Here is a 15,919-nt window from a genome sequence, read left to right on the forward strand (position 1 = left end):
CTGTAAAATTGAAGGTATGAATGATAACTCATTCATAAACCAAGAGGAGGCGATAAATAAAATGAGAGTCGGGGAAATTTTAGTTTTTGAAAAATCGTTTACGAGAGAAGATGTAGAGCTATTCAGTAAAATTTCTGGTGATGCTGGTGAACATCATGTTGTTCCAGATGAACATGGACGCGTAATGGTACAGGGATTACTCGTTGCAACATTACCTACAAAAATTGGCGGTGATTTAAATTTTATTGCAAGAGATGTGGAGCTTACTTTCTTACGCCCAGTCTTTACCGGAGATACTGTTCGATGTGAAGTCACACTTACTCATCATGAAAAACAAGCAGATCGAATCATTGCTGTTTCAAAGGCAGAATGCTTTAACCAAAATGGTAAAAAAGTGTTAGAAGGATCTTTCAAAGGGATCATTCGTCAATAATATAAGATGAAACCTCCATCAGTGAGGGATTCTTCATCCCTCACTGATAGAAAACCTGTCCAATCAAACTTTTGACTCTCCGCCTATCTTCTTTACTTTTCTCTAAACCTTAAAATGAGGTTTTACCACCCGCCACTGGCAAGATACGCAAATAATATAGATATCAAAATTAAAATAATTCTATTCACATGCATGAATTTATTATATGAATAGAATGAAATAGGGATTTAAATTTGAAAAATCCAAGGAAATGTTCTATTTAAAGACAAAAAATACATGTTAAAAACTTTACTTACTATGTAAAATTAAAGAGTTATATTTAATTCATTATGGTAACCATAAAAATACTATTTTTAACAACGCTACACTTTATAAAAATGTTGCCACATCACTTATTATAAAGTGATATTTTTTCTTTATGGGGATGCTTTCAAAACTTAACTTGATAGGTATGTTACTGTGCTCCTACACATTTTTCATATGGATTTCAAATAAAATTCATATAAACCCTTTAATATTAAACACTATAAGTAACTCTCTATCTTTTATATACATTACTCTTCAATAAGTTTTTCATAAAAGTGTAAAAGAGGACATGCGTTAAACCATTGCCTTTGAGTAATATAGATATCTTAAAAAAGGCATATATCCTATAAAATAAAGTGAAACTTTAATCAGTAGGGGTTTTCTTCATCCCCGACTGATTATCAGCCCTCACCAATCGGGCTTTTACGGGCAGTTTATCTCCCACCTAACTTCTTAAGAAAGACGGAAGCGGCTCGCTCAGAATCGCAGGGCGCCCACGCACAGGGCGGAGAGGCGCTTTTTGCCTCGTCCGAGGGGGCAGAAACGACCGAAGATTCTAGCCGCTAGAGCTGGACAACAAAGAAATGTGGAAGTGGCTCGTCCAGAATGTGAGGTGGGATGGAGCTTCTGACGTAGAGGTGTTTTTTACCTCGCAGGAAGAAGCGAAGCCACCGAACATTCTAGCCACTGGAACTGGACAATGCTTTCACCGAATTTTGAGGTGGGAGTATTACTGCCTGTTAATGCGGGATAAAAAGTTTTGGTACAAATAGTAAATGTTAAAAAGAGTTATCATGACACCATATAACATAAAGGAGGCATAAAGAATGACGATTAGGAGAGGCATGCATTCTTTACTTATCATGTACGGTATGTTTCTAGGTTCTATAGTTGGTGCTACAGTCTGGTTATTTTTAGTTACCACAAATGCTGGAATTCATTTTATTTGGGGGTATTTACCTAAAGAATTTTCATTACCTCCTTATTACACAATTTGTGTAACAATGATTGGCGGTGTTCTTGTCGGACTGTCACAGAAGTACTTTGGTACATACCCGCGTTTAATGCCAGAAGTAATGGGTGAATATAAGAAAACAGGTAGAATTGAGTATCACTTTGTACATAAATCTACGTTAACAGCTATTATTGTTTTAATATTTGGTGCAAGCTTAGGACCGGAAGCAGCACTTGTTGGAATTATCGGTGGACTTTGTACGTGGGTTGGTGATCGTTTTCATTTCGCTTTAAAGGGAGTGAAAGGGCTAACGGAGATTGGGATTGGTGCTACTTTAAGTGTTATTTTTAATGCACCATTATTCGGTTATTTAGCTCCAAGTGAAAATGAGAATAAACCAATTGACGAAATTTCCAAAGGAAAAAAGACGATTGTATATCTCGCTACTACTTTTGCTGGTTTTTCTGTTTATTTATTGCTTAGTAAGTTTGATAATCGTGGATCTTTTATTGTTAATTTTGGGAAAGGGTCTTTTTCGCTCCATGAATGGCTTGCCTTTTTACCTCTTATTTGTATAGGAGCTGGTGTAGGCTATTTTTATTTCAAGATAGAATATATATTGGAAAAAATCGTTCATCCTTTTCAAGAATATAAAGTCACATTAGGAATTATAGGTGGCATTCTTTTAGGAATTGCAGGAACTTTACTGCCCTATACAATGTTTTCAGGAGAACATCAATTAAAAGAATTAGTCAATGAATGGACAGCATTATCATTTGGGATGCTGCTTCTTTCAGGAGTTTTAAAATTATGTGTAACGGCAGTCTGTTTAAGTACAGGTTGGCGTGGCGGACATATTTTTCCAATCATATTTGCTGGTGCAAGTATTGGATATGCTTTAGCTACTGTCATACCATTAGATCCAGTTGCCTGTGTAGCCATTGTCACGACAGCCATTTCAAGCTATGCAGTACGAAAACCAATCGCTATTACATTATTATTACTTATGTTCTTCCCAATTAATTTATTGTTACCAATGATTGGAGCTGCAATGATTGGTAATCTATTTCCACTTCCTAATCATAATGGGCAGGAACAAGCGGAAATGATATAGAGATGAAATAGGAAAATAACCAAACAGTACTACCGCTATACAAGTGTTGGTACTGTTTGATTTGTTAATTAGAACATATTTAACTACTTTCTTTTTTCGCTTTGTACTTCTTCATAACATTGATATAATAATTAAAAATGTAGTTTTCATTATATTACCCGAGGGGGCTTTCACAATGTCATTAAATAAAGCACTTACAATTGCTGGATCGGATACAAGCGGCGGCGCTGGTATGCAAGCAGACTTAAAAACATTCCAAGAGCTTGGTGTATACGGTATGACGGCTCTTACAACAATCGTAACAATGGACCCGCATAACGGTTGGGCACATAACGTGTTCCCAATTCCAGCGTCTACATTAAAACCACAATTAGAAACAACAATTGAAGGCGTTGGCGTTGATGCATTAAAAACAGGTATGCTTGGCTCTGTTGAAATTATTGAGCTTGTTGCTGAAACAATTGAGAAGCATAATCTACAAAACGTAGTAGTAGACCCAGTTATGGTATGCAAAGGCGCAGATGAAGCACTTCATCCAGAAACAAATGACTGCTTACGTGACAAACTCGTTCCAAAAGCTTTAATTGTAACACCAAACTTATTTGAAGCGTATCAACTGAGCGGGGTCAAAATTAATTCACTTGAAGATATGAAGCAAGCTGCTGAAAAAATCCATGCTTTAGGAACTAAATATGTACTTATTAAAGGGGGCAGCAAGCTAGGAACAGAAAAAGCAATTGATTTATTATACGATGGAGAAACATTTGATATTTTAGAATCTGAAAAAATTGAAACAACATATACACATGGCGCAGGTTGTACATATGCTGCTGCAATTACAGCAGAGCTAGCAAAAGGAAAATCTGTAAAAGAAGCCGTTCAAGTGGCAAAAGAATTTATTACAGCTGCCATCCTTCATTCTTTCAAATTAAATGAATATGTAGGACCAACACATCACGGTGCATATCGTAAATTTGGCGCCGGAAAAGAACTTGTATAAAAAATAAAGTCGTCATACATGACGACTTTATTTTTTTAGAGTTGACCCCAAGCACTTTTTCTAGATGTTTCACGTGAAACTTTCAAATAAAAAAAGGGCGAAATCTCGCCCTTTTTTCACTATAACCTCGCTAACAACATCTCGAAACTTTACCACCCTTCGCATTAAATCTTGCTTCTTGCGCTTCAGCAAAAAATTGTTTTCGAGATAATACATGCTCATTTGGATGGTATTGTTTCATATGCGCAACATACTTTTCATAGCTTGGTACACCAACAAGCAAACTAATAAATTGTTTTCGATATTTCCACATACTAATTACTGTTTTAAGCATAATGCTGTGCCTCACTTCCATCACGCGGAACATACGCTGCTTCTTTTAAAGGCGTCGCTTTATTATTCAATACTTGTATCCATATTCTAATAGCCGATATCAGTACCGCGATGACGACAAGCATGAAAATTCCACAAAGCGCCGCATCAATATAATCATTAAGAATAATTTGTTTCATTTGTCCTACATTTTTTGCCGGTGCTAATAGTTTCCCTTTATCTAGTGCACCTTGGAATACTTTTGCATGAGAGAGGAATCCAATTTTCGGATTTTCATGGAACAACTTTTGATAACCAGCTGTCATTGTAACAATCAGTAGCCATGTTGTCGGAACGAGCGTTACCCAGACGTATGCCTTTTTCCCCATTTTAAACAAAACAGTCGTTCCAAGTAATAATGCAATCCCAGCTAACATTTGATTTGCAATTCCAAAGAGCGGCCATAACGTATTAATACCGCCAAGTGGGTCAATTACCCCTTGATATAAAAAATATCCCCATCCTAGTACACAAAGCGTTGTTGCAACAATATTAGAAAGCATTGAATCTGTTTTTGCAAATGGTTTATAAACGTGCCCTAAAATATCTTGAATCATAAACCGACCAACACGCGTTCCTGCATCAATTGTTGTTAAGATAAAGAGTGCCTCAAATAAAATTGCAAAGTGATACCAAAATGCCATTAAAGCTTTTCCGCCAATGACTTGAGAAAAAATATGAGCCATCCCAATCGCGAACGACGGTGCTCCGCCTGTACGAGATAATATCGTTTGTTCTCCGACGCTTACAGCCAGTTCCTTCAACTCATTTGGCGTCACAGTAAAACCCCAAGAACTAATTACTTGCGCTGCCTGTGTTACATCCGTTCCAATGACTGCCGGTGGACTATTAATTGCAAAGTATGTACCTGGCGTTAGTACACAAGCTGCAATCATTGCCATTGCTGCGACGAATGATTCCATAAGCATAGCGCCGTAACCAATTGGCCGTGCATGTCCTTCTCGTTCTATCATCTTTGGAGTTGTACCAGAAGAAACAAGCGCATGGAAACCAGATACAGCTCCGCAAGCGATTGTAATAAATAAAAATGGGAATAAATTTCCTGCGAATACCGGGCCCGTTCCATCAATAAACTTTGAAACTGCCGGCATTTGTAAATTTGGTGCAACAATTATGATGCCGATCGCTAAACCAGCAATTGTTCCAATCTTTAAAAACGTACTTAAATAATCACGCGGTGCAAGTAATAACCAAACAGGCAATGCAGAGGCGATAAATCCATAAATGACTAGCATAATAGCAATTGTTTCACCTTTAAATGTAAACATAGTAGCAAGCGCTGGATTTTCCGCTACATATTGACCCGCTACAATCGATAAAAGAAGTAAAATAATACCGATAACTGAACCTTCTCCAACATGCCCTGGGCGAATGTAACGCATATATACACCCATTAAAATCGCAATTGGAATGGTTGCTGCAATTGTAAACATTCCCCACGGACTCCCTACAAGCGCTTTTACCACAACAAGAGCTAATACCGCTAATAAAATAATCATAATGCCCAAGATCCCAATCATTGCAATAAAACCTGTTACAGGACCAATCTCTTCCTTAATCATTTCACCAAGTGACTTCCCGTTGCGGCGCATAGATGCGAACAAAATCACAAAATCTTGGACAGCTCCCGCTAACACAACTCCAACGATAATCCAAAGTGTTCCTGGTAAATACCCCATCTGTGCAGCCAAAATAGGACCAACTAACGGACCAGCTCCAGCAATTGCAGCAAAATGGTGTCCAAATAAAACCCATTTATTTGTCGGAACATAATCTTTCCCATCATTCAAAAGCTCTGCGGGTGTTTTTCGGTTGTCGTCCAATTCAAAGACTTTTCTTGCAATAAATTTACTATAAAACCGATACGCAATGGCATATACAGAAACAGCAGCAACAAGCAGCCAAACCGCATTAATTGTTTCACCGCGAGATAACGCTAACACAGCAAATCCCACTGCTCCTAAAGCCGTAATCACACCCCATAGTAAAATAGATTTCCATGCTTTCAAACATAATCCCCTCCCATGTTATGTCTTAGAGGGAATTGTACTAAATTTTCAGAATAATTAAAAATAATATTCCTTATGATGAATATTTCCTAATTCAACATGTCCAAAATCTTCCACAACCTGCTACAATTCAATTTTATTTCGAAGTCGTTTTACATAATTTCGGCTGACAGGAATTGGCTGATTATCATACTTTTCCAAATATAGATTATACGTTCCGTTATAATAAGGCTTTAATTCTTTCACATAAATAACATTAATAAGATAACTTTTATGCACACGTAAAAAATCATATGCCGCTAACTTACCTTCTAATTCTTGTAATGTATATGTGGAAATATATTGATTATTATTTGTATAAATAGAAACCGTTTTATTTTCTTTATTCTTGCTTATATATACAATATTATCTGGAAAAATATATGTAATTCCTTCATGACTCTCAATAGGAAGCTTTTGCAATCGATTCTTCCCTTTTTTTATTTTTTCTTGCTCAATACTATGCAATAAAAATTGCAAATCCTCCTGTTCAAATGGTTGCAACAAATAATAAAAAGCATGGAAACGAAATGATATAATCGCATCTTTTATATCATTTCCTGTGAATACAAATTTTGTGTTTAATGTTAATTGGCGCAGCAATCCTGCAACTTCAAATCCAGTTCCATCTGGTAAATATGTATCTAGAAAAATAAAATCTGGCGTATGCTTTTTCGCTAGTTGCAATGATTCCATTCCTGTTTTCGCTTCAAAGCATTCCAAATTGTTTACATGTTCTGTGAAAAAGTCTATTAATTGACCTCTATTTTCTTCTCTTTCATTTACAATTAAAATTTTCATGTCTGCCCAACCACCTAATCCTTTTGTCCATACGCCTTGTTGTATACATTCGCTTTTTTAGAAATAATCCCTTTTTACAAGCCATTTTTCTATCAAATATACCATGTTTTTGTCAGGAAACAATGAAAAGGAAGCTATATACAGCTTCCTTTTCATTATACTAATTCTCGTTGTTTTGTTTCCTTACCAAGCACCAGTACAGCAAAAACACCTACTACAATGGCCGCACAAAAGATTGTAAAAATATAAGAGAGAGAAGCATGTATAGCTACGAGATAACCCACTAATAATGGTCCTAAAATACCACCAATGCGTCCAAATGCTGCTGCCATCCCAGCTCCTGTGCCACGAATAACTGTTGGATACTGCTCTGGTGTATATGCATATAATGCTCCCCAAGCTCCTAAATTAAAGAATGAAAGCAACATACCTGCAATCATTAGGGCAATTACTGAATCTGCAGCTCCAAATAAATATGCACTACATGCCGTTCCAAGTAAGTATGTGATTAACACAAACTTCCGGCCAAGGCGTTCAATACACCAAGCGGCTGTAAAATAACCTGGAAGCTGTGCAAATGTCATAATCAACACATATTGAAAGCTTTTAATTAAACTAAATCCTTTTAGCACTAATACGCTTGGAAGCCAAAGAAACATCCCATAATATGAAAATACAACACAAAACCATAAAATCCAAAGCATAATAGTCGCTCGTCTGTGCTCCCCTGACCAAACGGCCTTTATATTTGCAAATACAGATTGTTTTTGTTTTACTTTTTGAAATTGCGGTGAATCTGGTAAACTCCATCGTAAATATAGAGCATAAAAAGCTGGAAGTGCACTTAAAACCATCGCTGTTTGCCAACCATATGTTGGAATAATAAAATATGAAATGAGAGCAGCAATTAGCCAACCACCAGCCCAAAAGCTTTCTAATAAAACAACGATTTTACCACGTTCATGCGCTGCAACACTTTCGGATACAAGTGTCGATGCAACAGGCAGCTCTCCTCCAAGCCCCATTCCAATACAAAAACGAAGTATAAGAAATACAGTTAATGTTGTTGATAAAGCCGTTAACCCGCTTCCAACGGAAAATAACAATAATGTAATAATAAAAACAGATTTGCGACCGACTTTATCTGCTAATATCCCAAATACGAGCGCTCCAACTGCCATTCCGATGGAGTTAATACTACCAATCCACCCCATCTGCTGTGCACTAAGTTGCCATTCTTTTTGCAAAGCAGCAATAATAAATGAAAGAATCCCAACATCCATTGCATCAAATAGCCAACCAAGCCCAGCAATTCCGAGAAGCTTTCGATTCGAGATTTCTTTAAATTTTCCCACTATAGGCCCTCCTCAATACAGGTGTCTTTACATCACATTTTACATATGTATATCATATAAGTAAAACAATTTATCCCGCATTAACGGGCAGTAATACTCCCACCTCAGAATTCAGCGAAAGCAAAGAAGTTAGGTGGGAGATAAACTGCCCGTAAAAACCCGATTGGTTCAACTAATAATCAGTGGGGGATGAAGAAAACCCCCACTGATTAAAGTTTCACTTTATATGTGAGGATCGTCCATACTCATATGACTCTTATCATTTCCACAAAAAAACACCTCATACATAGACGAACCAATGAATATAGTTCATACCCCTGTAAAAAGGTAACCTTACAAATAGATGTAAAAAAAGAAAAAAGTAGCAATATTTCGCTACTTTTTCGACCGAACAACCTCTTTTAAAAATTCAACTAATACAAGTTGACGACGCCAACGCGTTGGATTACTGCACAAACGGTAAAACCACTCTAAATGAATAGCTTGAATCCATTTTGGAGCACGCTTTACTTCTCCGGCCCAAACATCAAAGCTACCACCAACGCCAACAGCTATTTTTGCATGTAAACGATGTTTATTATTTTGAATAAAGTTTTCCTGTCTCGGAAACCCAAGTGCAACCAATAAGATGTCTGGCTTCACTCCTTGAATACGTGCAATAATTTCTTCTTCTTTCTCTTGCTTAAAATATCCGTCTTGTGTTCCAACAATAGATACGGCTGAATATCTTTCTGTTAAAGTTCGAGCAGCTCTTTCTATAACATGCGGCTTTGCTCCAAGTAAAAAGACAGATACAGCTTTCTTTTCTTGTGATAATGTTTCAAATAAATTACACATTAAATCAAAACCTGCCACACGTTCTTTTAACGGTGTTCCAAGCATACCACTTGCCTTTACAACACCAATCCCGTCTGGTGTAATGAGATCTACTTGAAGAAGTGTTTGATGAAATGCATCATCCCTTTTGGCACACATCACAATTTCAGGATTGGCCGTTACAACTTGAAATGTATTCTCTTGTTGCTTTTCCAGCTGCTGCACTACATACCGAACTGTTTCTTCCATTGTCATCGTTGAAAAGGGCACGCCTAAAATATCAACTGTTTGCACTGCCATATTTACAATCCTCTCTATTTCAAATATCTTTTTCCCATTAATAATTAGCCTAACTTCTTAATTTTGTATATTCATTACTGCCGGACAAAACCTTCTCATACGCTGCATACGTATTTTCATATAACTTCCGTAACGAAAAATGAAAAGACGCATGGGTATACAAACGCTCACCCATCTCTACTAATTCACCATTTTTCCACTTTTCATATGCCTCGTCTAACGCACGAGTAAGCGCCGCAGCATCACCAATTGGAATAATCCATCCATATGTTTCATCAACCATAAGCTGTGACATATCACCAACATCTGTAGCAATAGAAGTTAAACGTTGATTCGCCCCTTCTAGTAAAACAAGGGGGAAACTTTCACTATACGATGTTAATAAATTTATATGCGCTGCGGCATATAAATTCTTTGCATCTTCACGATGTCCTAAAAATAGAACTTTATCTTCTAATCCTTTTTGTTTTACTATTTCTTTTAACTCATTCTCAATCGGCCCGTCACCAAGTAACAGAACTTTTATTTTTGGAATTGTTATGTTTTGCAACGCTTCAAATAATATTTCATGTCCTTTAACAGGATGTAAACGGGCTACTTGAATCGCTGTAAATACATCTTCTTGTATACCGAAATGCCCCTTTAAATCATAAGGCTTTGCCGGCGTACGATCATATTCAATTCCGTTATAGATTGTACAAATTTTCTCTTCTGGTACACCTAATGTTACCGTATTTATCTTAAAACGTTCTGTAATAGCAAAAAATAAATCCACTCTCTTAAATGAACGTAAATTTAACTTTGTAAAAATCCACCCTTTTAAACCATGTTTCATGAAATCCAACGTTGGATCACTGTGAATGGTTGTAACCCATTTGGCACTTATCTTTCTTCTTAATAAAGAAAGATAAAAGTTGGCTCTTGCACCGTGTGTATGAACAATATCAAAACCTTCTTCATTAATAAAAGAACGTATTTTTGAAAGAATAGATATATCATAACGAGATGATTGTGAAAAAACGTGTACTTTTATCCCTAATGCTCTCGCTTCGCTTGCCATTGCACCTTCTTCAAATACCGCTAATTCTACTGCATCTTTCGGGAATTGCGACAAAAGTGAAATAATATGCGTTTTTCCGCCACCTGTTTCTGCTCCAGCATTCATATGTAACACTTTCATCTTTTTTCCTCCACTAATATATTTTCTTATTTTTTACTATAGCAAAAAATAAAAGCTAACATAATGCTAGCTTTTATTTTTCCATTATTCTATTTCTAAATCAACGATTAAATATGCTAATAATACAACGAAGTAAATACTTACTCCTGGTGCCGTCAGCACATGTCCTGCTGTATAAGCGATTCCTAATGCTAACATAAGACCCGCAACTAACAATGCATACCTGACCGTAAACACTTCACGAAATCTTGTTACTAATGCTACTAGGATTCTCAAACCATAATACACAAACGGAATCATAAGGAAAATGAAACCTATAACCCCAAATGTGTAAAACCAATCATGGAAATCTCTTTCAATTAATTTTGGGGGCTCTTTAAAGTTACCACCATACCCCATACCAAGTAATTTCTGAGACATAGGTGCTTGTTTATAAAAGTCTTCATACGTTTTTGTAAATAATTCACGTCCACTAAAAATGAGAGCTTGTGTCTCAGCCTGTTTCTCTTTTTCTTTCTCTTTTGCATTATCCCCTGGTTTATCGTGTTGTTTTTGTTCCCGCTGTACTTTTTCAAACACTTTAACATGAATACTCGTATTTTTATATATCGGGGAGAACGGAAAATATCCTACTACTCCTGCAAATATAACTGTTGCAATTAAACTATTTAATAAATAGGGCTTTTTATTACGCTCTTTCCGCTGTAAAAATGCTTGTATAAAGCACATAAAAATAGCAATAACAAATGTACAGACAATAGCTCCAGCTCCTACCTTTGTACCAATTGCAAACAGTGAAAATATGATTAAAAGAGACGGAATCCAAAAATAACTTTTTGCTAAGCTTGTTGTTTTTTCAATAGAATACAAAACAACAACTGGACATATTATCGCTAAAATGGATCCAAGTTCATTTCCTGCAAAAAACCAGCCGCGTGAACCTTCTTTAAAATAATCATAACTATTATAATCTGTTCTAGTTACAATCGCTGCAACCATAGTTACATTTATAATTAAAGCTGCATATGCTATAGAATTTCTCATCTTTGTATGCATTGTTTCTTTCATCTTTAATGACTTGAATACGAGAATATAACAACTTATCATTACAAATGGATATAATGCCTTTGCAATAAACTTAAGATCTTCCATTTGTAACATCGGATGCTTAATCATTTTGTTATTTAAAAATCCTAATCCAAGGACAATTCCTAATCCAAGTAAATATATAATATATTTTCGATTTTCTTTCATACGAGCTTGCGTAAGTATATAAATGCCACCAAGGGCCATAACAAATAAGCGTGTTATCACTCCAACCGTTGCATCGACTTTGAGCACTAAAATGCAAAATGATGTAAGTAAATCTATAATTGGTTGTAATATAATAAAAATCAATAGAAAGCGTTCAAATTTATAACTTAAACTATTGTGATTTAACATCTTTACCCCCTATAAATATTGTTGCTTCGTTCCAAATACCTATTATAGCATAAGTTCTCAAATGACTAGATGGTATTTTAATTGAATCATAAAATCTTTGGGAAAATCATTTTTCTTTTATATATAAATCCATTTTGATTTTCCAACATATAAATCGCTGCTATGCAGAATACAACATGCCCTCCTACTGGCCTGCTCCTTTTGTTTTAACCATCGCACGTGGCAGAAAAAGGCCCTGACCGCTTCTATGCATGGCCAGTTGCTCTCGCCCACCTAAAAAAAGAGGGTTTATGTCGTGTTTTCAATTTGTATTTATATATCTACTGTATTTACTTTGTAAACAGCACTTTCAAACGCTTTCTTTCCCTATTCTTTCACTTTTTTTACATGTAGCGAAACAGGAATTGTTATTTGTATAACTTTAGTGTATATTTTTTCCTTGGAACATCTTTAGAAGGAAGGGATCGGAGCGATGTTTTTAATTGATGTATTTACGTTTCTCGGCATTATCGCCGCTGCCATTTCTGGTACATTAGTAGGTTTAAAAAAAGAACTCGATTTATTTGGTGTCCTTTGTTTGTCTGTAGCAACTGCACTTGGCGGTGGAATAATTCGAGATATTATGATTGGAAACTTACCTCCAGTTGCATTTGTTCAACCAATTTACTTTTTTGTTAGTATTTTAGCAGCATTATTTACTTGTATGTTTTTTGAACGAATTCATAAATTACAAGTTGTTATCATGCTCTCAGACGCTGTCGGTTTAGGCGTATTTACTGCTATTGGTGCAAATGCGGCCATTACTCATCATATGAATGGTTCTTTCTTGGTTGTTTCTATGGGAGTCATTACAGGTATTGGCGGTGGAATTTTACGCGATATGTGTGCTCAAGATATCCCATATGTCTTTCGGAAAGAAATTTATGCAATTGCCTCCATTCTAGGTGCAATTAGCTTTCTTATTACTTATGAAATGGGCTCACACGTATTAGCTTTCTATATTTGTTTACTTATAACATTTGTTATACGCGTAGTAACTTTTATCTATAATGTGCATTTTCCAGTCTTTTTTAAAACACATGCGAAAATTCATAAAGGTCATTGATCTCTTTTATATATACAAGTTAAAAAATCGACATAAAGGCCCTCTTTCTTTTTAGAAGGGAGCATCTGGCCGCGCATAGAAACGGTCAGAGGATCTATTATCCACGAATAACGCGATAAAGTGAAACTTCCATCAGTGGGGGTTTTCTTCATCCCCCACTGATGGTTAGCCCGCCCAATCGGGCTTTTACGGGCAGTTATCCTCCACCTATCTTCTTTAGAAAAGCGGAAGTGGCTCGTTCAGAATGTGAGGGGGATGGAGCTTCTGACGTAGAGGTGTTTTTTACCTCGTAGGAAGAAGCGAAGCCACCGAACATTCTAGCCACTGGAGCTGGACAACGCTTCTCTCTCAATCTTGAGGTGGGGGTCTTACTGCCCACGAATAGCGGGATAAAACAACACTCCTATGAGTGAGGAATAAAAATGTCCACACTCATAGGAGTTTTACTTTTTAAAAAATAGTTTTTGGCAATACCGATACATCACATATATCCCATAGCTTTGTAATATCAATAGACTTGGGACTAATACACCCTCATATACAATATGCATGTTCATAAACCTTGTACACAAATGGCTCGCAATTATGAGTAGAAACAGCATATAATTTCTATTTTCCTGTTTTTGAATTAGAAGATGTAACATAGAGATTGCCGCAAATATTGTAATCATCATGTATGTAAAATATCCACCTTTTATAAAGGTGTTTTTCATTTCTTGTTTCTCTAGCTTTCCTAAACTCATTTGAATAGAAGAAAAACGATCCTTCTCTATTTTATTCAACTTTTTGTTTATAAAATCCATATTATATTCTTTTTTCTCTTGTTCTGCTCTTTTTTCATTTTCTCCTACTAGGACAGATTGAATATACCCTTCGTTTGTAAAGGTGTATCGCGAATTACTTGATGTTCCAAGTGCATAACTTACTGCGTAATGAACACCATAAAATATAACACATACACCTACCAGTCTAATCAACATTCCTTTTCTATCTGGACTTTGCAAAACTTCTACTAATACAAGATACAAAACAAGAACTATAATTAAAAATAAGCCTAATGGACGAATCATATTACTGAAAGCAAATAAAGCAACGGCGACTCCCCACATATACGAATGACTTAATCCTTTATGTATAATAAGTAAGTAACAGGCAAAATAAAATAAACATGTTGCCAAATGCTCATTCGTTAACACAGAACAAAGCATGATATTAGGAATGTACAAAGCATATAATGTCGCTGCAATTCGGCCACATTCTTCATGAAATATTTTTGAAGCAAGCTGATAAATAAAATAAGCGGTAGCTCCGCAATATAAAACATTACATACCTTTAAGACAAACGTTGCATCTCCGAAAAAGCGAATTAAAAAGGATTCGTACATAATAAAAGGAGATTGAACTACAGTTTCTAGACTGCTAAAAATAGTATTTCCTTGTGCAACTTGTTTAGCAGCTTCATACATCACATTCATATCACTTTCGATCGGAGCTTTCATTAACACAATGGATAGAAACCGGAGTAACACAGTACCAGAAATGAGAAAAATAATAAATTGTTTATCCGTAAATCGATATTGTAAAATAGAGGTAGTCAGCAAAAGTAAAATGATACAAACACCTAATACAATCGCTAAACTAGAAGATTTTACGTCAAAAACAGTTTTTACCTCTCCAAAAGAATACCAAAAGGAATATGCAAAAAAGAGGAACATGAGTCCAACTACTACCTTGTAAAAAAAAGTTGAAAAACCTATCTGCATCTTGTCCATAACTTTATTCTATCGCACCTCTTTTTTCTCTTGTTAATAGGTATCTATACCCTTAACTTCGTATTTGTAACAAGACGATTTTATCACGAATAAAGAGAATACCGGTACCCTATTTCTATGACAAAGTTATTAACGTCATATATTCTCCTTGCAATGTAAGCGAAATCTCTTTTACACTACAATCTATATACAGAGAAACTTCCGGCTATTATTCATAATGAATGATGGACGAAATAAATTAAGTTCTGATGAATATCATGAGAACAAACGAAACAGGAGTAGATAATATGGAAAAGAAATTTATGAGAGAGTCCAGGGCGATAAAAACAACACGTGTTTTCCCAAATGACTTAAACAACCATCAAACATTATTTGGTGGAAAATTATTAGCAGAAATTGATAGCATTGCTTCTATCGCCGCTGCACGCCATAGCCGTCAGCATTGTGTAACTGCTTCTATCGATTCTGTTGACTTCTTAACACCAATTCATCAAACCGATTCTGTTTGCTATGAAGCATTCGTTTGTTATACAGGAAAATCTTCTATGGAAGTATTCGTAAAAGTCGTTGCAGAGGATTTATTAGGTGGTGAACGCCGCATTGCAGCTACTTGCTTCATCACTTTCGTCGCATTAAAAGACGGAAAACCATCCTCTGTACCAGGTGTAATTGCTGAAACAGAAGAAGAGCACTGGTTATATAACACGGGCGGAGAGCGTGCAGAAAAACGAAAAATGAACCGATTAAAAAGTAAAGAAATGGCAGAAGTACTAACCATTCAAAAACCATGGAATGTATAATTCCACAAACTCTTCTTGGCGAATATATTCGCCAAGTTTTTTGTTTATAAAAAATACTAAGCTTTCTTATCTGTTATTTTCATACATTCTACGCTGTT

The 15,919-nt window shown here is 35.9% G+C and carries 13 protein-coding genes; 5 read left to right on the forward strand and 8 right to left on the reverse strand.

Features of this window, described 5'->3' with window-relative positions:
* Positions 1-61 precede the first annotated feature (61 nt).
* The 3 genes from MR076_RS14940 to pdxK all read left to right on the forward strand — a co-directional run bounded on the left by MR076_RS14940 (position 62) and on the right by pdxK (position 3,808).
* The gene (locus MR076_RS14940; protein ID WP_242221904.1) at positions 62-433 is read left to right on the forward strand and encodes a hotdog family protein; all 372 of its coding nucleotides are present in this window, start codon (positions 62-64) and stop codon (positions 431-433) included.
* Positions 434-1,566: 1,133 nt separating this feature from the next.
* A complete protein-coding gene (locus MR076_RS14945; protein ID WP_242221906.1) occupies positions 1,567-2,808 on the forward strand; it encodes a chloride channel protein in 1,242 nt (413 codons plus the stop codon).
* Positions 2,809-2,983: 175 nt separating this feature from the next.
* A complete protein-coding gene (pdxK, locus tag MR076_RS14950; protein ID WP_242221908.1) occupies positions 2,984-3,808 on the forward strand; it encodes a pyridoxine/pyridoxal/pyridoxamine kinase in 825 nt (274 codons plus the stop codon).
* A 130-nt stretch (positions 3,809-3,938) separates the two neighbouring features.
* Here pdxK and MR076_RS14955 read toward each other — a convergent pair whose 3' ends face one another.
* From MR076_RS14955 to MR076_RS14985, 7 genes are all read right to left on the reverse strand, one after another.
* Positions 3,939-4,142, reverse strand: coding sequence for a YbdD/YjiX family protein (locus tag MR076_RS14955; protein WP_242221910.1), 204 nt, complete (start codon positions 4,140-4,142; stop codon positions 3,939-3,941).
* The gene (locus MR076_RS14960; RefSeq protein WP_242221912.1) at positions 4,135-6,210 is read right to left on the reverse strand and encodes a carbon starvation CstA family protein; all 2,076 of its coding nucleotides are present in this window, start codon (positions 6,208-6,210) and stop codon (positions 4,135-4,137) included. The genes MR076_RS14955 and MR076_RS14960 overlap by 8 nt, the downstream gene beginning before the upstream one ends.
* 123 nt (positions 6,211-6,333) lie before the next feature.
* The gene (locus tag MR076_RS14965) at positions 6,334-7,050 is read right to left on the reverse strand and encodes a LytR/AlgR family response regulator transcription factor (RefSeq protein ID WP_242221916.1); all 717 of its coding nucleotides are present in this window, start codon (positions 7,048-7,050) and stop codon (positions 6,334-6,336) included.
* A gap of 155 nt (positions 7,051-7,205) precedes the next feature.
* Positions 7,206-8,405, reverse strand: coding sequence for an MFS transporter (locus tag MR076_RS14970; RefSeq protein ID WP_242221918.1), 1,200 nt, complete (start codon positions 8,403-8,405; stop codon positions 7,206-7,208).
* Between the two features lie 375 nt (positions 8,406-8,780).
* Positions 8,781-9,521 (reverse strand): WecB/TagA/CpsF family glycosyltransferase, encoded by a 741-nt coding sequence (locus MR076_RS14975; RefSeq protein ID WP_242221920.1) that lies wholly within the window; start codon positions 9,519-9,521, stop codon positions 8,781-8,783.
* Positions 9,522-9,570: 49 nt separating this feature from the next.
* Positions 9,571-10,701 (reverse strand): glycosyltransferase family 4 protein, encoded by a 1,131-nt coding sequence (locus MR076_RS14980; RefSeq protein ID WP_242221921.1) that lies wholly within the window; start codon positions 10,699-10,701, stop codon positions 9,571-9,573.
* Between the two features lie 84 nt (positions 10,702-10,785).
* The gene (locus tag MR076_RS14985; RefSeq protein WP_242221923.1) at positions 10,786-12,144 is read right to left on the reverse strand and encodes an O-antigen ligase family protein; all 1,359 of its coding nucleotides are present in this window, start codon (positions 12,142-12,144) and stop codon (positions 10,786-10,788) included.
* A 472-nt stretch (positions 12,145-12,616) separates the two neighbouring features.
* Here MR076_RS14985 and MR076_RS14990 point away from each other — a divergent pair, with 472 nt between their 5' ends.
* A complete protein-coding gene (locus MR076_RS14990; RefSeq protein ID WP_242221926.1) occupies positions 12,617-13,249 on the forward strand; it encodes a trimeric intracellular cation channel family protein in 633 nt (210 codons plus the stop codon).
* Positions 13,250-13,692: 443 nt separating this feature from the next.
* Here the strand turns inward: MR076_RS14990 and MR076_RS14995 are convergent, their stop codons facing one another.
* Complete coding sequence (locus tag MR076_RS14995; protein WP_242221930.1) at positions 13,693-14,964, reverse strand: glycosyltransferase family 39 protein; 1,272 nt, start codon at positions 14,962-14,964, stop codon at positions 13,693-13,695.
* A 344-nt stretch (positions 14,965-15,308) separates the two neighbouring features.
* On the opposite strand from MR076_RS14995, the gene MR076_RS15000 reads away from it, so the two are divergent.
* Complete coding sequence (locus MR076_RS15000) at positions 15,309-15,821, forward strand: acyl-CoA thioesterase (RefSeq protein WP_242221932.1); 513 nt, start codon at positions 15,309-15,311, stop codon at positions 15,819-15,821.
* The last annotated feature ends 98 nt before the right edge of the window (positions 15,822-15,919 follow it).

It is taken from the genome of Bacillus cereus group sp. BfR-BA-01380 (assembly GCF_022663535.1).
Classification (GTDB): domain Bacteria; phylum Bacillota; class Bacilli; order Bacillales; family Bacillaceae_G; genus Bacillus_A; species Bacillus_A cereus_BB.